General features: G+C 67.2%; 15 protein-coding genes and 1 pseudogene. 10 read left to right on the forward strand and 6 right to left on the reverse strand.

The window, feature by feature from the left end; all coding sequences use genetic code 11:
• Positions 1-172: 172 nt before the first annotated feature.
• The 4 genes and pseudogenes from BFF94_RS01770 to BFF94_RS01785 form a co-directional block, all read right to left on the reverse strand.
• Positions 173-784 carry an ankyrin repeat domain-containing protein gene (locus tag BFF94_RS01770; protein WP_219138897.1) on the reverse strand — a complete coding sequence of 204 codons (612 nt, stop codon included), beginning with the start codon at positions 782-784 and terminating at the stop codon, positions 173-175.
• Between the two features lie 77 nt (positions 785-861).
• Positions 862-2,397, reverse strand: coding sequence for a catalase (locus BFF94_RS01775; protein ID WP_128843979.1), 1,536 nt, complete (start codon positions 2,395-2,397; stop codon positions 862-864).
• Between the two features lie 445 nt (positions 2,398-2,842).
• Complete coding sequence (locus tag BFF94_RS01780) at positions 2,843-5,350, reverse strand: mechanosensitive ion channel family protein (protein WP_219138899.1); 2,508 nt, start codon at positions 5,348-5,350, stop codon at positions 2,843-2,845.
• Positions 5,351-5,689: 339 nt separating this feature from the next.
• Positions 5,690-5,893: pseudogene (locus BFF94_RS01785) on the reverse strand (LLM class flavin-dependent oxidoreductase); the annotation flags it as partial.
• Between the two features lie 575 nt (positions 5,894-6,468).
• Here BFF94_RS01785 and BFF94_RS01795 point away from each other — a divergent pair.
• From BFF94_RS01795 to BFF94_RS01815, 5 genes are all read left to right on the forward strand, one after another.
• Entirely contained in the window at positions 6,469-6,657 is a 189-nt protein-coding gene (locus BFF94_RS01795) for a hypothetical protein (protein ID WP_158061927.1), read from the forward strand.
• A 251-nt stretch (positions 6,658-6,908) separates the two neighbouring features.
• Complete coding sequence (locus BFF94_RS01800; protein WP_219138901.1) at positions 6,909-7,805, forward strand: NAD-dependent protein deacetylase; 897 nt, start codon at positions 6,909-6,911, stop codon at positions 7,803-7,805.
• The gene (locus BFF94_RS01805) at positions 7,802-8,443 is read left to right on the forward strand and encodes a DUF938 domain-containing protein (protein WP_128843011.1); all 642 of its coding nucleotides are present in this window, start codon (positions 7,802-7,804) and stop codon (positions 8,441-8,443) included. The genes BFF94_RS01800 and BFF94_RS01805 overlap by 4 nt, the downstream gene beginning before the upstream one ends.
• 97 nt (positions 8,444-8,540) lie before the next feature.
• Positions 8,541-9,953 (forward strand): NADP-dependent phosphogluconate dehydrogenase, encoded by a 1,413-nt coding sequence (gnd, locus tag BFF94_RS01810; RefSeq protein ID WP_128843010.1) that lies wholly within the window; start codon positions 8,541-8,543, stop codon positions 9,951-9,953.
• 200 nt (positions 9,954-10,153) lie between these two features.
• Positions 10,154-10,498 (forward strand): DUF4148 domain-containing protein, encoded by a 345-nt coding sequence (locus BFF94_RS01815; protein WP_043177725.1) that lies wholly within the window; start codon positions 10,154-10,156, stop codon positions 10,496-10,498.
• Between the two features lie 113 nt (positions 10,499-10,611).
• On the opposite strand, the gene BFF94_RS01820 is transcribed toward BFF94_RS01815, so the two are convergent.
• On the reverse strand, positions 10,612-10,932 hold the full coding sequence (locus BFF94_RS01820; protein WP_128843009.1) for a hypothetical protein: 321 nt from the start codon (positions 10,930-10,932) through the stop codon (positions 10,612-10,614).
• A gap of 421 nt (positions 10,933-11,353) precedes the next feature.
• Here BFF94_RS01820 and BFF94_RS01825 point away from each other — a divergent pair, with 421 nt between their 5' ends.
• A complete protein-coding gene (locus BFF94_RS01825; RefSeq protein WP_219138903.1) occupies positions 11,354-12,082 on the forward strand; it encodes a peptidoglycan DD-metalloendopeptidase family protein in 729 nt (242 codons plus the stop codon).
• Between the two features lie 48 nt (positions 12,083-12,130).
• Here the strand turns inward: BFF94_RS01825 and BFF94_RS01830 are convergent, their stop codons facing one another.
• Positions 12,131-12,769 carry a Pr6Pr family membrane protein gene (locus tag BFF94_RS01830; protein ID WP_128843007.1) on the reverse strand — a complete coding sequence of 213 codons (639 nt, stop codon included), beginning with the start codon at positions 12,767-12,769 and terminating at the stop codon, positions 12,131-12,133.
• A 226-nt stretch (positions 12,770-12,995) separates the two neighbouring features.
• Between BFF94_RS01830 and BFF94_RS01835 the strand changes: the two genes are divergently transcribed.
• The 4 genes from BFF94_RS01835 (at position 12,996) to BFF94_RS01850 (ending at position 17,598) form a co-directional block, all read left to right on the forward strand.
• Positions 12,996-13,532: a cytochrome b gene (locus BFF94_RS01835; protein ID WP_128843006.1), complete on the forward strand. Its 537-nt coding sequence runs from the start codon at positions 12,996-12,998 to the stop codon at positions 13,530-13,532.
• A gap of 156 nt (positions 13,533-13,688) precedes the next feature.
• The gene (locus tag BFF94_RS01840; protein ID WP_219138905.1) at positions 13,689-14,057 is read left to right on the forward strand and encodes a DUF2946 domain-containing protein; all 369 of its coding nucleotides are present in this window, start codon (positions 13,689-13,691) and stop codon (positions 14,055-14,057) included.
• Positions 14,058-14,140: 83 nt separating this feature from the next.
• On the forward strand, positions 14,141-16,282 hold the full coding sequence (locus BFF94_RS01845; RefSeq protein ID WP_219138907.1) for a TonB-dependent copper receptor: 2,142 nt from the start codon (positions 14,141-14,143) through the stop codon (positions 16,280-16,282).
• Between the two features lie 221 nt (positions 16,283-16,503).
• Entirely contained in the window at positions 16,504-17,598 is a 1,095-nt protein-coding gene (locus BFF94_RS01850; protein WP_128843003.1) for a triacylglycerol lipase, read from the forward strand.
• Positions 17,599-17,601 lie beyond the last annotated feature (3 nt).

The following is a 17,601-nucleotide window of genomic DNA, read 5'->3' on the forward strand; positions in this document are numbered from 1 at the left end:
GAAGGTAATGCCGAAAACGACTCGCCGATCATTTCCGACGTGTTTTTAAATGGACTGGTTGTTGTCGAGGAAATGCTCGAATGGCCGGGGCCTGCCGGAGTGTCGAATTCGAGGACGGCATCGAGGCGAAGCGATGCGAGATGGCGAACCCGTCCGTCGCGGGCGTGCCGCGCTACTGTCTGGCACCAGCGCGTCGCAGCGCATCGGCGGCGTCCGTGTTGTCGTGCGTCAGCGCGAGCTGCAGCAGCGACTGACCGCGTCGATCGACATGGTTCGGATTCGCGCCATGCGCGACGAGCAGCGGAATCAACTCGAAGCGATTGAACAGCGTCGCGAACCCCAGCGCGGTTTCGCCGGCACCGTTCGCCTGGTCGATCGGGCAGCGCGTGTCGATCAGGCGCCGCGCGATATCGGGTTCGTTCTTGAAGAGGGCGCCCATCAGCGCCGTGTTGCCGTGACGATCGCCGATGCACGCGTTGGCGCCGGCCGACAGCAGATAGTCGAGTGCGGCGCTCTGGCCGTCGTAGGACGCGAGTATCGCGGCCGTATAGCCGTGGCTGTCGGTGGCATCGACGGGATAACCGGCGTCGTGCAATGCGCGCAGGATGTCGACGCGGCCGACGCGCGCGGCGTCGAACCAGTCGCCGTCGTAGCGCCGCAGTGCGGCGGGATCGGCCTTGCCGTACGCCGGCTGGTCGGGCAGGTGCGCGCAGCCGGCGATCGCGGCCAGCGCCAGCGCCGTGGCGGCCGCGCGGATCGCGCGTGTGAAGCGTTCTGATCGCATGGGGAGGTCCTGGTGAAGAAGTCAGGCCGACGTGCGCGGCGCGATCGTGCACGTCGGCAGCAACCGGAGTCGCGGGATCAGTTGTCGCTGAGCTTCGCCGCGAGCGACTGCACTTGCTGAACGTTCGCGTGAACGGCCTGCGCGAGGCGCGTGCCGTAGTCGGCGTCGGCCTTGTAGAAGTACGACAGCATCGCGTACTGGTTGTGCGCGTTCTCCACCTGGCCGAGATCGCCGGACAGCGCCGTGACGAGGTCGTCCTTGTCCTGCTGCGACAGGCCGCGGTAGTAGTCACCCGCCTGACGGAACGGAAGTTTCCTGCGGATCGCTTCCTGCTGCGTCGTTCCGCTGAGCGCCATGCGGACGGACTTGTACTGCGGATCCTGCGCGAGTTCGTTCAGCGTCGACGGTTCGTAATTCACGTCGCCCTTGCGGTCGCCGGCATTCATCTTGCCGTCCTGGTTGTTGTTGACCACCGGCACGACAGGCCGGTTGATCGGCAGGTCCATGTAGTTCGCGCCGAGCCGGTACATCTGCGTATCGGCATACGCGAACAGCCGATCCTGCAGCATCCGGTCTTCGGAGGGTTCGATGCCCGGCACGAGCCGCGACGGCGCGAACGCCGATTCCTCGGTCGACTGGAAGTAGTTGTCGGGCACGCGGTCGAGCGTCATCGTGCCGATCTTGCGTTCAGGGACGTCGGTCCAGACCTTCGTGTCGTCCAGCGCGTCGAAGTCGAAGCGGTTCAGGTCCTTCGGCGTGAGCACCTGCACGTACAGATCCCATTTGGGGAAATCGCCTTGCTTCAGCGCACCGTACAGGTCGTTCGTCATCATGTTCCAGTCATGCCCGATCGACGCGGCGATGTCTTGCGGGCGCAGGCCATGCACGCCTTGCTGGCTTTTCCAGTGGAACTTCACGTAGTGCACGTCGCCGCTCGCATTGACGAACTTGAACGCATGCACTGCGAAGCCGTCCATATGGCGATACGAATCGGGCATGCCCGCATTCGAATACAACATCGTCAGCATGTTGGTCGCTTCTGGCGTGTGCGCGAAGAAGTCGAACGCGAGGTTCGGATCTTGCACGCCGGTCACGGCGCTCGGCTTGTTCGCGTGAACGAAGTCGGGGAACTTGATGCCGTCGCGAATGAAGAACACGGGCCAGTTGATGCCGACCATGTCCCAGTTGCCCTGCTGCGTATAGAACTTCACCGCGAAGCCGCGCGGATCGCGCGCCTGTTCCGGCGAACCGCGATAGCCCATCACGGTGGAGAAGCGTACGAACACCGGCGTGCGGGTGCCCGGCGTGAAGACCTTCGCTTTCGTCAGGTCGGAGATGTCGGTGCTCGGTACGAACTCGCCGAATGCGCCGGTGCCGCGCGCATGCACGACGCGTTCCGGGATGCGCTCGCGATCGAACCGCTGCAGTTTCTCGATGAGCGCGGAGTCCTGCAGGAGCACGGGGCCGGCAGGCCCGGCCGTCTGCGAATTCTGATTGTCGCCGACGGGCGCGCCGGTGTCGCGCGTGAGTTCGGCGGCATGGGGAGAGGCGGAGAGAGCGACGCAGATCGCGGCAACTGCGTGCCGCAGCACGCGATGGGAGGATGAGGACATGACGATGAAACTCCTTGAATCCGGTCGGTGGTGGGGAAGCCGACTGAATTAGAAGATATCGTCAGATGATTGGCTAATTGATATTCGATATGTTTTCGATAGCCGCGGCGTCAATGCGGCACGAGCCCGTTCGTTGCGGAAGAGACGAAGCAGTATCGTTGCGCACGCAATGAGTCATTGCGCCGCACATGACACCGCGATCGTGCATGCGTCGCGCCGGCACCGTTATCCCGCGCCCGCCTGCCACCCGAGCCCGAGGCTCTTCTGCAGCGACACGTAGTCCTTGATCAGTTCTGCCGGTCCTGAAGCCGGTTCGAAGCGGGGGCAGGGCACTGCGGCGAAACGCACGGCGAAGCCGGGTGCGTCGACGTCCGCAGCGGCAAGTACGCGGCGCGTGCAAAACCCCGCCGCGCGTTGACCGCCGCGCGCCGTCAGCCCCGGCCGGTCAGCCCGGCTTGCGCTCCGCTTCGCCGTTTGACGGCGGCCGGGCTGCCGTTTCGGCGGCATTTCGGTTGTCAGGGCGGGTGTCGTTTTCATCGTCGCCGACCGGCTGCGATCCGTCCGCGTATGCGACGAGGCTGCGCTGCGGATTGGCGATCCGGATGCCGCGTTCGCGGAACGTCTCCGCGATCCGCCGGTTGAATTCACGCTGCACGCTCCAGCGCGTCGAGTCCGTGCACTGCATCTGTCCGGCCAGCGCGAGCGCCGCGCCGTCGACCTGGTCGATACCCCAGTAGCTGAAATCCGACAGGATGCCGTCGTGGTACTTCGGATCGTCGCGCAACGCGGCGCCGATCTCCTTCAGCGTCGCGATCGCGCGTTCGATGTCCTCGCCGTAGGCGATGCTGACCTTGACGGCCGCGTTGCCGAGCCCGCGATTCGTGTTGTTGACGGTCGTGACCGAGCTGAACGGAACCGTATACAGCGACCCGTCGCCCGCGCGCAGCCGCACGGTGCGGATCGACAGGTATTCGACGGTGCCCGACACGCCGGCGAGCGTCACCCAGTCGCCGACCTGCATCGCGTTTTCCATCAGCAGGAAGATCCCGGTGATGAAATCCTGCACCAGCTTTTGCGAGCCGAAGCCGAGCGCGACGCCGAAGATGCTGGCGCCGGCCAGCAGCGGGCCGACGTTCACGCCGAGCTCGCTGAGGCCCGTCAGCACGACCACGAGCGCGATCATCACGAACAGCAGCGAGCGCAGCATCGGCAGCAGCGTGCGCAGCCGCGCCGCGCGTACGAGATTGCCTTCGCGCGTCCAGCGCTGCAGACGGCGCTCGATCGCAATGTTCGCGGCTTCCCATACGACGAGCGCGACGATGGCGGCGATCGCGATCGTCATCAGCGCCGACGCGAGCCGGTGGCCGATCGTGCCGGTTTCGAACGCGCGGAAGATCGGCACGCCCCAGATCTGCAGCAGCAGCACGATCGTCACGACGCCGATCACAGCCGATACGATCTGGCGCAGCAGCGGGTAATAGCGGTACGCATGCAGATGGACGAGCGTGCGATCTTCGTCGCGGCCCTGGAACAGCCGTGCGAGTGCGCCGAACACGACGATCGACACCATCCGCATGCCGATCATCACGGCGATCGAGCGGCCGCCGAGCGTGATCAGCACGCGGTAGCCGTTGTGGACGTCGAGCGCCCACACGAACCACAGCGCCATCACGATGAATACCGATACGGGTGCCCATGCGTCCGCGAGCGCGTTGCCGACCACAGAGAAAGCAGGGTGGTCCTCGCCGACCGCGCGGATCCGAGCCGCGACCGGCCGGCGGCACTGGAGGATCAGTGCCGAGATCATCACGTGCCCGACGAGCGCGACGGCTTTCAGCAGCGCGACGTGGCCGGCCTCGCTGAGACCGAAGTTCGCGGCGATCTCGACCGCGGCCGTGCACGCGCCGACCACGATCACGATCCGGGCGATCGAGCGTTGCGCGAAGTCGGCCCACGCGTCGCTGATATGCAGCAACCGCAATTGCCGCGCATCGGGCTGGAAGCACAACCGGCTGACGATCGCGACGAGCCGGCAGATTACGTAGATGTCGATCAGCGCTTCGAGCGCGGATTCGATCGGTGTGCCCGCATCGCCGATCAACGACATCGTCAGGCTCGCGACGCCGACGAACACCAGCAGCGGCACCGCGCGCAGCGCGAGGCTGACGAGCGCACGCGGCATCCGGTGCAGCGGCGTGGTGTGGCGCTGCGCGTGGCCGCGGCCTTGCGACGACGTGGGCGCGGCGTCGGGCGGGGCGGATGCGTCCGGCGGCGGCGCGTCGTCGTCGGGCTTGACGGACTCGGACTCGGACTCGGACTCGGACTCGGACTCGGACTCGGACTCGGACTCGGACTCGGACTCGGACTCGGGCGCGGTGCGGCGCGACGTGTCGGCGCGCCGGGCGGCCACCGCGGCCAGCGCGCGCCGCAGCAGCCGCTTCGCGAACCATTCGACGACGAGCGCGGGCACGAGCACGGCGAGGATGATCCAGATCGCGTGCGCGAGATCCGCGCGCTCGTCGGCGCGCACCAGCCTGTCGTGCCACCAGCTTCCGACCGAGCCGATATCGAGCAGCGAGCGTAGCGATTCCTTCAGCGCGCCGCCGATTTCGGTGGTCCAGCGCGACCCTTGGCGGACGAGCATCGACGCGAGCCCGTTCGATGTCAGCGCGGTCGGGGCCGCGGCAGCCGACGCGCCGCTGGCCGCGGCCGCTTCGCTTGCCGCGACCGCGGGCGCGCTCAATGCGCCGACGGCCGCGATCGCGCGCAGCGTCGTTTCGACCTGGGCGCGCTCACGCGGATTTTCGAGTACGTTGAGTGCCTGCTGAGCCTGTTGCGACGTCAGCGCGGGTGCGGTGCCGGAGGCGGCCGATGGGGCTGCCGGTGCGGGAGCGGCTGCGTGGGCGGCCGAGACGATGGCGGCAAGCAGCCAGCCGAAGAGGAAATGTCGCATGGGTTGGCATGCGGGTGCGCATCGGCGCGCGGCCCGCCGGGCTGAACGAAGGACGGAAGTTAACATGATCGCGACAGGAACCGAATAGTTCCGTCGACAAATATTCAAATCAGGCATACGCGAGGCGGCGCGGGCGTTTGCGGCCCGTTGGAGCGTTGCATCGCCCGTTGCCGGCTGCGAGTTCGGACAGGCATGTGCTTGACGCAGACGGGTGACAGTCCGGCAGGTGGGCACGTTCTTCCTGTCGGTTCGTAAGGGTTTTGTAACGCCTGCTTGTCGGCGACGGTGAGCGACGCGCGCACCGTACATCGCATCGGATTGATCTGGATTCCTGTCGAATCAGGCTCGGCCGTCGTGAAAAACCGGCAGCACGTGCGCCGCGATTTCTTCGATGACATCGCGCACGGGCCGGTCAGATCCCGAATTCAGCGTGACGTGATGCGTGCCCGCCGCGCGCATGTCCTGCAGGATGTCGACCAATGCGCGGCGCCCGGTTGCATAGCCGAGCGGCAGTGCGGTGGCCGGCGTATCGGGATGCGCGGCGAAGGCGACCGATACGACTTCTCCGTCGACGACAGCCGCGCACCACGGCGCCCACGGATCGGCGACGCTTCGAAAGCCCATCGAGAACAGGCCTTCGGGCATCCCGTGCGCGGACAGCGATTGCAGCAGTTGCCGGCCTGCATCGCTGTCGCCGTCGCCGTCGCTCAGGCGGGTCGTCTTGCGCGTTTCAGTTTCGAAACATTCGCGCTTCTCGCCGCTGCGCGATTCGCGTCGACAGCCTCGCATCCGCCCGTGTGGCCTTGCGGCATGAAGCATGGTGCGCTCCTTGCATATCTGTGCGAGCCGTGAGCGCGATCGCGGGTGCAGTCGTCCGGCGATCGCTTCAGTGGGTCGGACGTATCAAAAAAACGGGGACAAGAGAATGAAAACAGACCGAATCGCAACGTGTCGTGTTGCAAACATGAATCGCCGACCTGCCAGAGTAGTCGCGTCGCCGTTGATTGCGGCGACTTGAGCGCGCGGCTTTCCGTTCCATCCGAGCAATCGGGTTCGTTCTGAACGACGACGTGCATGCGTGACGCACGAGGCCGACCGATGCCGGTCGGCCGTCGGGGATGAACCGCGAACGCCTGCGGATGGCCCGGCCCGGATCCCGGATCGTCATTCCGCCGCGCGCAACGCGAGTCGTCGTGCGGCGTATTCGTTCGCGCGCCCCGCATGGTCTCGGCGCGACGGACCTGAACCGGATCGTACAGGGAAGCCAGCGGCGCAACGATGCGCGCGGCATGGCGGAACACGCGTAGTCGAGGGGAAGCGTTCGCCGGTCGCAGCATGGCGGACGCCGCGAAATCGTGCTGTCAGTTGATCCACTACCCCGATGGATCAATTGTTGAAGCGCCCATCGCCGAGCGGCGTATGGGCGTCTTTTTTTGTGCGTCGGCTTGTCACGCGGGGCCCCAGGCCCGAGCGCGCGGCGTTCTGTATCATGTGCTGGCGTGTCTGGCCGCCCGTGCGGGCGCACGGCCTGCCGGCACGCCCGACACGCGTTGCCAACATGAACGATAAAGCCTTGCACCACCCCTCAACCGCTGGCGTCGATCCGGCCGCGCTCGATGCGCTGCACACGTTCGTCGAGCGTCATCCGCGCCTGCTCGTGCTGACCGGCGCGGGCATCAGCACCGACTCCGGCATTCCCGGCTATCGCGACCGCAACGGTCGATGGATGCGCTCGCCGCCGATCCAGCTCCAGGAATTCCTCGGCTCCGATGCCGCGCGGCGACGCTACTGGGCGCGCAGCATGATCGGCTGGCCCGTCGTCGGCCGCGCGCAGCCGAACGGGTCGCACGTCGCGCTGTCGCGGCTCGGCGGCGCGGGCCGGATCGAATGTCTCGTCACGCAGAACGTCGACGGCCTGCACCAGCGCGCGGGCAGCGGCGACGTGATCGAGCTGCACGGCGGGATCAACGGCGTGACCTGCCTGGCGTGCGGCGCGCATCATGCGCGCGCGACGATCCAGACCATGCTCGAAGCCGACAATCCCGAACTGCTGGGCGCGCAGGCCGAACCGGCCGCGGATGGCGACGCGCACCTCGAATGGGCCGCGCTCGACACGTTCCGCATCCCGGCGTGCCCCGCGTGCGGCGGCCTGCTGAAGCCGGCGGTCGTGTTCTTCGGCGAGAACGTGCCGCGCGAGCGCGTGGCGCTGGCGTCGCAGGCGCTCGAGGCGGCCGATGCGCTGCTCGTCGTCGGCTCGTCGCTGATGGTGTATTCCGGCTACCGCTTCTGCGTGTGGGCGCAGGCGCAGCACAAGCCGGTCGCCGCGCTCAATCTTGGCCATACGCGCGCCGATCCGATGCTGACGCTGAAGGTCGAGGCGCAGTGCGCACCCGCGCTCGACGCACTCACTGCTCGGCTGGGCATCGCGGGCGACACAACGGAGCACGCATCATGACCGGCGCTGCATCTTCGCCCGATCCGTCCGAGCGGCTGTCGGCGCCGGCGGCCGAACGCAATCGCGGGCCGATCCTCGACGTGTTGCGCCGCGTGCTGCCGGCGAGCGGCAGCGTGCTCGAAATCGCGAGCGGCACGGGGCAGCACGTGGTCCACTTCGCGCAGGCGCTGCCGGGCCTGCGCTGGCAGCCGAGCGATCCCGATGCGCAGGCGCGGCGTTCGATCGCCGCATGGATCGCGCATGCGGGCCTCGCGAACGTCGCCGGGCCGCTGGCGTTCGACGTGCGCGACGCGGCGTGGCCGGTCGTGGCGCTCGACGCGATCGTCTGCATCAACATGATTCACATCTCGCCGTGGGCCTGCACCGACGCGCTGTTCGCGGGCGCGGCGCGGCTGCTGCGGCCGGGCGGCGTGCTGTTCCTGTACGGCCCGTACCGTCGCGAGGGCCGGCATACGGCGCCGTCGAACGAGGCATTCGACCTGCAGTTGCGCAGCCGCGACCCGTCGTGGGGCGTGCGCGATCTCGAGGCCGTCGTCGCGCTCGGCCTCGATCTCGGGCTCGACTGCATCGAGGTCGTCGAAATGCCGGCGAACAACCTGAGCGTCGTGTTCCGGCGGCTGCCGCACGCGGAGCAATGACGCGCATGCGCGCATCACCGCCGCGTTTCCACTATCCTTTCGCCTGTGCGCGCGGCCCGGTTCGGGTCGCGCCCCGTTTTTTCCGGAGAATTGACTAATGGGCAAACAAGCAATCGGTGTGATCGGGCTCGCGGTGATGGGCCGCAATCTCGCACTCAATATCGAGAGCCGCGGTTACGCGGTGTCGGTGTACAACCGCAGCCGCGAGAAAACCGACGAACTGATCGCCGAATTCCCCGGCCGCAACCTGGTGCCGGCCCATACACTCGAAGAGTTCGTCGCGTCGCTCGAAACGCCGCGCCGGATCCTGATGATGGTGAAGGCCGGCGAAGCGACCGATGCGACGATCGCGTCGCTCAAGCCGCTGCTCGAGAAGGGCGACGTGCTGATCGACGGCGGCAATACGCACTTCACCGACACGATCCGCCGCAACCAGGAACTCGCGCAATCGGGCCTGCATTTCATCGGCACCGGCGTGTCGGGCGGCGAAGAGGGCGCGCTGCGCGGCCCGTCGATCATGCCCGGCGGCCAGCGCGACGCGTACGACCTCGTCGAGCCGATCCTCAAGCAGATCGCCGCGAAGGCGCCGTCGGACGGCGAGTCGTGCGTCGCGTACATGGGCCCGGACGGTGCGGGCCACTACGTGAAGATGGTCCACAACGGCATCGAATATGGCGACATGCAGCTGATCGCCGAAAGCTATTCGGTGCTGAAGGACGTCGCGGGCCTGACCAACGACGAGCTCGGCGCGGTGTACACCGAATGGAACCAGGGCGAACTCGACAGCTACCTGATCGAGATCACGTCGAAGATCTTCGGCAAGAAGGACGAAGAGACCGGCAAGCACCTCGTCGACGTGATCCTCGATCGCGCCGCGCAGAAGGGCACCGGCAAGTGGACGAGCCAGAACGCGCTGGATCTCGGCGTGCCGCTGCCGCTCATCACCGAGTCGGTGTTCGCGCGCGTGCTGTCGTCGCTGAAGACCGAGCGCGTCGCGGCCAGCAAGATCCTGTCGGGCCCGGCCGCCGCGCCGTTCGACGGCGATCGCGCCGCGTTCGTCGAAGCGGTGCGCCGCGCGCTGTACCTGAGCAAGGTGATCTCGTACGCACAGGGCTTCGCGCAACTGCGCACGGCGTCCGAAGAATACGGCTGGAACCTCGATCTCGGTACGATCGCGAAGATCTTCCGCGCGGGCTGCATCATCCGCGCGCGCTTCCTGCAGAAGATCACGGACGCGTATGCCAAGGATCCGGCGCTCGCGAACCTGCTGCTCGATCCGTACTTCAAGGACATCGCCGCGAATTACCAGGCGTCGCTGCGCGACGTCGTGGTCGCCGCGGTGAAGGCCGGCGTGCCGGTGCCGGCGTTCGCGTCGGCGGTCGCGTACTTCGACAGCTACCGTTCCGAGCGGCTGCCGGCGAACCTTGTGCAGGCGCAGCGCGACTTCTTCGGCGCACACACGTTCGAGCGTACCGACAAGCCGGGCAGCTTCCACGCGAACTGGTCCTGACCGGCCCGCGGGGGCGGCATTGTTGCGAAAATCTATTCTATGAATAGGGTTTTTCTATCCCGGATGTCGGCATTGTTGGCTCCGGGGAAACAGTGTTTTCGTTCTTTCATGGTTTTCCCTAGGTGCTGCCGGGACTAAACTCTGTTCATCGCTGCAGACATGGTGTGTGCGGCGGAGCAAAAAAAATCCCGGAGGTAATCATGAAATCGCTGATCGCAACGTTCGCTGCAGCTGCCGTCCTCGCCGTTCCCGCCGTCTCGTTCGCCCAACAGAACGCGCCCGTCACCCGTGCACAGGTGAAGGCCGACCTGGTCGCCGTCCAGCAGGCTGGCTACAAGCTGGGCAGCGACCGGACGAACTACCCGGAAGGCATCCAGGCCGCTGAAGCCCGTCTGAACCCGCAACAGAACGTCGCCGCCGCCGACACGACCGGCTACGGCGCGCAACCGGCCGCCGCGCAAGAATCCGGTGCACCGGCCAAGGCCAAGACCGGCTGGCAAGTCAAGCGTATCGCTGACGACGCCCCGATCTACAAGGGTCGTTAATGGTACGGCCGCTGCGGCGACCGGATCCGACCCCCCCGTAGTACAAACAGCCCGTCGTTCCGACATCCGGAACGACGGGCTGTTTTCATTGGCGGCGCGTGACGCGCCGGCGGTCAGTGCAGCGGGCGCCGGCCGCGCCCGATATCCCGGAACAGCGCTTCGTCCGGTTCCAGCACCTGCAGCCACGTTTCGTCGTAGCCGCTCAGCGTGTCGAGGGCGTCGCGCAGCCGTTCGATCGCGAGAACCGGCAGCTCGACGCTATGGCGCGTGGCGCCTGTCAGGTGCGCGACGCTCGCCAGCTGGACGAGCGCATCGGCCGCCTCGGCGACGTCGGTCGCGAACAGCAGGTGCCGGTTGAGCAATTCGACCAGGCCGCTGGAACCGGCGAAATCGTCGGCGTCGAGCTGCACGGAAAGAAACGTCGCGTTGTTCATTGTCATGCTCCTCGTTGTCGTCGGATTGCGCGCTGCTCCACCGAGTATAGGCGGCGATCCAAGTGGAGAATATGACGGGGCCGATACGGCGGGCGAGGGCGGCGGCGCGTGCGGAAAACCCGCGACAGGCCCGCCGGGCGGCCCGCGCGGTGCGATCTGCAGGCCGCCGCTACGCCGGTGCGGGCTGCAAGATTGTTGCCTGATCAGGTGCCTGTCGCGGTCCCGACCGCGACAAATGGTATCTTTGCCGATCGGGACGACGCGAAAAAGGGGCCGGTGAGCCTGTTCGCGCCGACTCCGCTATGGAAACTGACGGCCGCGAGAGCGGTCGGATACTGGTTGGTCCGGCCTCTGGCCGGACATCGTGCGTCGCGCGCCGGGGGGCGGTGGGCGGCGCAACGACGCAAATCCGGGAGGACCCTTGAGAGAAAATGTTTCCATCCACGCTGCGCTGACGCGCTGGCTGCCGCAGGCGGCGTTCATTGCCGCAGCCGTCGCGCTGTCGGGCTGTACGATGACGCCGTGGACCGACAACTGGCAGCCGTCGCGCCAACCGGCACCCATGTCGGCCGCGACGCCTGGCGTGATCGCCGGCTATTACCGCGTGAACCCGGGCGATACGCTCGCGGGCATCGCGAGTGCCTACGGGCAACGCGTGCAGGACCTGGCCAGCTGGAACCACATGGCGCCCACCGACGCCGTGTCGCCCGGCCAGGTGCTGCGCGTCGCGCCGCCTTCCGCGACATCGCTCGGGCAGCCGCCCGCGGCGGCCCAACCGGGTTCGCTCGCATGGCCGGCCACGGGTGTCGTCGCGGCGCCGTTTGCGGCCGGCAGGACGCGCGGCGTCGTGATCGCCGCATCCGGGCCCGATCATTCGGTGCGGGCCGCGGCGAACGGGCGCGTGGTTTACGCCGGGTCTGGCGTCAAGGCCTACGGTCCGCTCGTGATCCTGAAGCACGACAACGGGCTCATCACGGCTTACGGGCACAACGGCAAACTGCTCGTCAACGAAGGCGACGCGGTGCGCCAGGGCCAGCCGGTCGCCGAAATGGGCACCGACGCGAGCGGCCGTTCGACGTTCGAGTTCGAAGTCCGCCAGAACGGCAAGGTCGTCGATCCGATGAACTTCCTGCCGCGCAACGGCGGCTGACCACCTGTATCGCTACGTGTGCGCCGGGCGGCGCACACGCTCCCGCCTTCATCCTTCCTTGAGCGTCGTGGTGCCGGACTGTCTCGCGTGATTGCCGAGCCAGCGAATACCCAGTGCGAGCGCCGCCGCGCCGAGCGCGATCAGCGAGCACTGGATCGCGACCGGCAGGTAGCCATGCGGCCGCGGATCGACGAACGGGTAGGGATACCAGTTCTCCAGCGCGCCGCGCACGAGCGTATAGCCGAGATAGACGACCGGAAAGCCGAGCCACGCGAACGCGCTGCGCCACGGGATCGGCGAGCGTGGCTCCACGTACAGCCAGTCGCCCAGCATGACGAGCGGCACGATCCGGTGCAGCACCCAGTTGTTGAACGCCGGCGTGACGTGGCGCAGCGCATCGAGCCGCGCGAGCAGGAGTTCGTAGACGATCGCGGTAATCAGCATGTACAGCACGGCGGCGCCGCGCATCGATTCGTAGCGGGCCGAGCCGGGGCGCGCGATGCGCCACATCCCCGCAGCCAGCATCGCGGCCGCATAGAGGCTGCTCAGTTGCGTGAAGTAGCTGAGGTAGTTGCCGAGATGAAAGGTCGGCAGGTGCCAGTAGTCGGCGACACTGTGCAGCGTGGTGGATACCGCGAGCAACGCGGCGGTCAGCCGATAGGCCGCAACGAAGAACGCTTTGCTCATGATGCCCGCGCGCCGTCGCACCAAAGCTTTATCGTGCCACAGCCGCCCGGGCGTGCGATGCGGATTTTCCATAAGCGGGCCCGCGCGGCGCGCATGGACGATTCGTCGGATATTTGACCGGGCCGCACAAAACCGGACGTCCGCACGGCTACAATCGTGACGGTTCTGCCGGGCGCCGACCCGGTGGCGGCATTCGCCCGTCCCCGCATACAACACGAGACGAAGCATGAGAAACATCCTCGCGAAACAGACGCGCTACAGTTCGCCCGCGATCTTCTTCCACTGGGCGATCTTCCTGCTGGTGGCGCTGGCCTACCTGGCCATCGAGATCCGCGGGCCGAAAGGCAGCGACAGCCGGGTGTTCTGGATGAACGTGCACCTCACCGCCGGCACGTTCGTACTCGTGCTGTCGGTGCTGCGCGTGCTGTGGCGGGTCGTCAGCCGCGTGCCTGAAGCCATTCCGCAGGCGGCGCTGCTGCGCTGGCTGTCGAAGCTCTCGCATTTCGCGCTCTACGCGTTCATCATCGCGCAGCCGCTGCTCGGCATCATGATGATCAACATGGGCGGCAAGCCGGTGTCGCTCGACTGGCTCGGCGTGTCGTTCACGCTGTTCGGCCCCGACAAGGCGCTGCGGCCGACGATCAAGGCAGCGCACGAACTGATCGGCAACGCGTTCTACTTCGTGATCGGCCTGCATGCGCTGGCCGCGCTCTACCACCATTTCATCCGGCGCGACGACGTGCTGCGACGCATGGCGCCCTGAGCGCCACGCTCCGGAAGCACGCAGCACGCGGGGGCGCATGGTTGTGTTGACAACCATGCGCCCCCGGTCCGTTTACCGTCGTGTACGGCTGGCCATCGAGGCGAACATTCTGTAACATCTCGGCTGTTTTTACATTCCGCTTACTCGCCGCCGCGCATGCTGCACCGACATCGTCACCTGACCGCCTGGCTTGGCGTGCTCGCGATCTGGTTCGCGATCGCGGCGCCGCTGGTGTCGCAGTGGCGCGTCGCACAGGCGGCCACGCCCGACGCAATCGTCTGCAGTGCAGAGCATGGTGCGCATCGGTCGCCCGATGCGGGCCGCATGCACGATCATGCGCTGCATCTCGATGCGTGCGGCTACTGCGGCTTCTTCGCACATAGCCCCGCGAACGGCGCGCCTGCTGCCGCGCCGTTCGCTTCCGATTCCGTCGTTGCCGTTTCCGCCGCCGCGCCGCCAGCCGTCGCGGCGCGCACCGATCGCTATCCGCGCGCGTATCCACGCGCACCGCCCGAGCGCGCCTGACGCGCTTTCTTCCGTTCTTTCCACCGCCGATATCCGTGCAGCCCGTCGAGGCCGCGTGGAGGGCGTCACTCGGGCTTTCGATCATGAATATTTTCCAGTTGCGTGCGCCGCGGGCGTCACGCAATGCCGGTGCGCGGCGCATGCCGCGCGTGCTGAAACTCACCGTTCCCGCGCTCGCCGTCGGCGCGTTGGCCGCGACTGCCGCGACTGCCGCCGCGGCCGAAACGGCGCGAGCGGCCGGCGCGCCTGCGGACGATGCGGCTGCGCTGCTGCCGCCCGTCGAGGTGGTCGCGTCGCCGCTGTCGACGCCGCTCGTCGTCGTCACGGATCCGAAGGCGCCGCGCCAGCCGCTGCCTGCCAGCGACGGCGCGGACTACCTGAAGACGATCCCCGGCTTCACGTCGATCCGCAGCGGCGGCACGAACGGCGACCCGGTGCTGCGCGGGATGTTCGGTTCGCGGCTGAACATCCTGGCGAACGGGATGCCGACGCTCGGCGCGTGTCCGAACCGGATGGATGCGCCGACTTCGTACATCGCACCGGAAAGCTATGACAAGGTCACGGTCGTGAAGGGGCCGCAGACCGTGCTGTACGGCCCGGGCGCGTCGGCCGGCACGGTGTTGTTCGAACGCGTGACGCCGCGCTTCGACAAGCCGGGCATGCGCTTCGAGGGCAGCGTGGTCGGCGGGTCGTTCGGCCGCAACGACCAGAACATCGACGTGACGGCCGGCACGCCGGACGTCTATGGCCGCGTGACCGCGAACCATGCGCATTCGCAGGACTACAAGGACGGCAACGGCAACACCGTGCCGTCCCAGTGGGACAAGTGGAACGCCGATGCGGCACTCGGCTGGACGCCGGACGACCACACGCGCGTCGAGTTGACCGCCGGCACCGGCGACGGGTACGCGCGCTATGCGGGTCGCGGGATGGACGGCGCGCATTTCCGGCGCGAGACGTTCGGCCTGTCGTTCGACAAGCGGCATCTCGGCGACGTGCTCGACCGGATCGAGGCGCGCGTGTACTACAACGAAGCCGACCATGTGATGGACAACACCACGTTGCGGCAGCCCGACCCGACCAGCAGCATGCCGATGCGGATGGCGGCCGACGTGCGGCGCCGCACGTTCGGCGCGCGCGCGGCCGCGACGTTCCGTTTCGGCGACGACTTCAAGTTCGTGACGGGTGTCGACGCGCAATCGAACCGGCTCGATTCGCGCTCGGCGATGGGGCGGCAGAACTACCGCGACCAGCCGTGGGAGGCGCAGGCGACGATGTGGAACGCGGGCGCGTTCGGCGAGCTGACGTGGTACGCGAGCGACGTGTCGCGCGTGATCGGCGGCGCACGCATCGACTATGCGAGCGCACGCGACAAGCGCACGACGACGAGCGGCATGATGACGAGCAAGCCGAACCCGACCTTCGACGACGATCGCGCGCGCGTGCTGCCGAGCGGTTTCGTGCGCTACGAGCGCGATCTCGCGTCGCTGCCCGTCACGTGGTACGCGGGGATCGGCCATGCGCAGCGCTATCCCGACTACTGGGAGCTGTTCTCCGCAAAGCGCGGGCCGGCCGGTTCGGTCAATGCATTCTCGGCGGTGCAGCCGGAGAAGACCACGCAGCTCGACATCGGCGCGCAATACAAGAGCGACCGGTTCGATGCATGGGTGTCGGCCTACGCGGGCTACGTGCAGGACTTCATCCTGTTCAACTACGCGGCCGGCATGATGGGGCCGACCACGCAGGCGACCAACGTCAACGCGCAGGTCATGGGCGGCGAAGCGGGCGTGTCGTGGCGGCCGGTTGCGCCGCTGCGCGTCGAGACGTCGCTCGCGTATGCGTGGGGGCGCAACGTGGCGAGCGGCGATCCGCTGCCGCAGATGCCGCCGCTCGAGGCGCGCATCGGGCTCGAATATACCCGTGGCGCATGGTCGGCCGGCGGCCTGTGGCGGATCGTTGCGCCGCAGCATCGCTATGCGCTGAATGAGGGCAACGTGGTCGGCAAGGACTTCGGCCCGAGCGCCGGATTCGGCGTGCTGTCGCTGCATACGCAATACAACGTCAGCAAGACCGTGCAGATCTCGGTCGGCGTCGACAACGTGCTGAACAAGGCCTACACGGAGCACCTGAACCTCGCCGGCAACGCGGGCTTCGGCTATCCGGCGAACGCGCCGGTGATGGAGCCGGGCCGGACCGCATGGGTGCGCGTGAGCGCGAAGCTGTAGCGCGCGGCGTGTGTGCGTTGCAGCATGCCCATGCATGAACGCGGCCCCGCCCGAACGGGTGGGGCGCGTCAACTGATTAGAGAGCCGTGTCTAGTCGGGGCGCAAACGTTCTCGACTCGTGCTTTACTCCGGCAGTCGACGTACAGGGGGGGGCACGCGAGGGTGCCGTGCGTCGATCCGATTTCATTCGAATCGGCGGCGAAATAATCAGGAGAACAGACATGGCAAGATCGATACGTTGCAAGGTAGTGGCAGGGGCAGTAGCGTGCGCGATGAGCGCGGCGCCGTTCGCGGGAACCGCCGCGTTGATGATGGCGGCGACGACGCACGCGGCAGTCGCGGCGTCCGCGCCTGCCGACGACTACGCGGCGACGCGCTATCCGGTCATCCTCGTGCACGGGCTCACGGGCACCGACAAATACGCCGGCGTGCTCGAGTACTGGTACGGCATCCAGGAGGACCTGCAGCAGCACGGTGCGACCGTCTACGTCGCGAACCTGTCGGGCTTCCAGAGCGACGACGGCCCGAACGGGCGCGGCGAACAATTGCTCGCGTACGTGAAGACGGTGCTTGCCGCGACGGGTGCGACCAAGGTCAATCTGGTCGGTCACAGCCAGGGCGGGTTGACGTCACGCTATGTCGCGGCCGTCGCGCCCGATCTCGTCGCGTCGGTGACCACGATCGGCACGCCGCATCGCGGCTCCGAGTTCGCCGATTTCGTGCAGGGCGTGCTCGCGTACGATCCGACCGGGCTTTCGTCATCGGTGATCGCCGCGTTCGTCAATGTGTTCGGGATCCTGACGAGCAGCAGCCACAACACGAACCAGGATGCGCTCGCCGCGCTGAAGACGCTGACGACCGCGCAGGCCGCAACCTACAACCAGAACTATCCGAGCGCGGGCCTCGGCGCACCGGGCAGTTGCCAGACCGGCGCGCCGACGGAAACCGTCGGCGGCAACACGCATCTGCTGTATTCGTGGGCCGGCACGGCGATCCAGCCGACGTTCTCCGTGTTCGGCGTCACGGGTGCGACGGACACGAGCGTCGTTCCGCTCATCGATCCGGCGAACGCGCTCGACCCGTCGACGCTCGCGCTGTTCGGCACGGGCACGGTGATGATCAATCGCAGCTCGGGCCAGAACGACGGTCTCGTGTCGAAGTGCAGCGCGCTGTATGGCAAGGTGCTGAGCACGAGCTACAAGTGGAACCATATCGACGAGATCAACCAGCTGCTCGGCGTGCGCGGCGCGTATGCGGAAGATCCGGTCGCGGTGATCCGCACGCATGCGAACCGGCTGAAGCTTGCGGGCGTGTGAGCG

The sequence above is a fragment of the Burkholderia catarinensis genome (assembly GCF_001883705.2).
GTDB lineage: Bacteria > Pseudomonadota > Gammaproteobacteria > Burkholderiales > Burkholderiaceae > Burkholderia > Burkholderia catarinensis.

Bases quoted from the DNA above. Each gene is read 5' to 3' on its own strand.
- BFF94_RS01770 (WP_219138897.1), bottom strand. From the start codon at position 784: ATGCGATCAGAACGCTTCACACGCGCGATCCGCGCGGCCGCCACGGCG.
- BFF94_RS01775 (WP_128843979.1), bottom strand. From the start codon at position 2,397: ATGTCCTCATCCTCCCATCGCGTGCTGCGGCACGCAGTTGCCGCGATC.
- BFF94_RS01780 (WP_219138899.1), bottom strand. From the start codon at position 5,350: ATGCGACATTTCCTCTTCGGCTGGCTGCTTGCCGCCATCGTCTCGGCC.
- BFF94_RS01795 (WP_158061927.1), top strand. From the start codon at position 6,469: ATGAACCGCGAACGCCTGCGGATGGCCCGGCCCGGATCCCGGATCGTC.
- BFF94_RS01800 (WP_219138901.1), top strand. From the start codon at position 6,909: ATGAACGATAAAGCCTTGCACCACCCCTCAACCGCTGGCGTCGATCCG.
- BFF94_RS01805 (WP_128843011.1), top strand. From the start codon at position 7,802: ATGACCGGCGCTGCATCTTCGCCCGATCCGTCCGAGCGGCTGTCGGCG.
- gnd (WP_128843010.1), top strand. From the start codon at position 8,541: ATGGGCAAACAAGCAATCGGTGTGATCGGGCTCGCGGTGATGGGCCGC.
- BFF94_RS01815 (WP_043177725.1), top strand. From the start codon at position 10,154: ATGAAATCGCTGATCGCAACGTTCGCTGCAGCTGCCGTCCTCGCCGTT.
- BFF94_RS01820 (WP_128843009.1), bottom strand. From the start codon at position 10,932: ATGAACAACGCGACGTTTCTTTCCGTGCAGCTCGACGCCGACGATTTC.
- BFF94_RS01830 (WP_128843007.1), bottom strand. From the start codon at position 12,769: ATGAGCAAAGCGTTCTTCGTTGCGGCCTATCGGCTGACCGCCGCGTTG.
- BFF94_RS01835 (WP_128843006.1), top strand. From the start codon at position 12,996: ATGAGAAACATCCTCGCGAAACAGACGCGCTACAGTTCGCCCGCGATC.
- BFF94_RS01840 (WP_219138905.1), top strand. From the start codon at position 13,689: ATGCTGCACCGACATCGTCACCTGACCGCCTGGCTTGGCGTGCTCGCG.
- BFF94_RS01845 (WP_219138907.1), top strand. From the start codon at position 14,141: ATGAATATTTTCCAGTTGCGTGCGCCGCGGGCGTCACGCAATGCCGGT.
- BFF94_RS01850 (WP_128843003.1), top strand. From the start codon at position 16,504: ATGGCAAGATCGATACGTTGCAAGGTAGTGGCAGGGGCAGTAGCGTGC.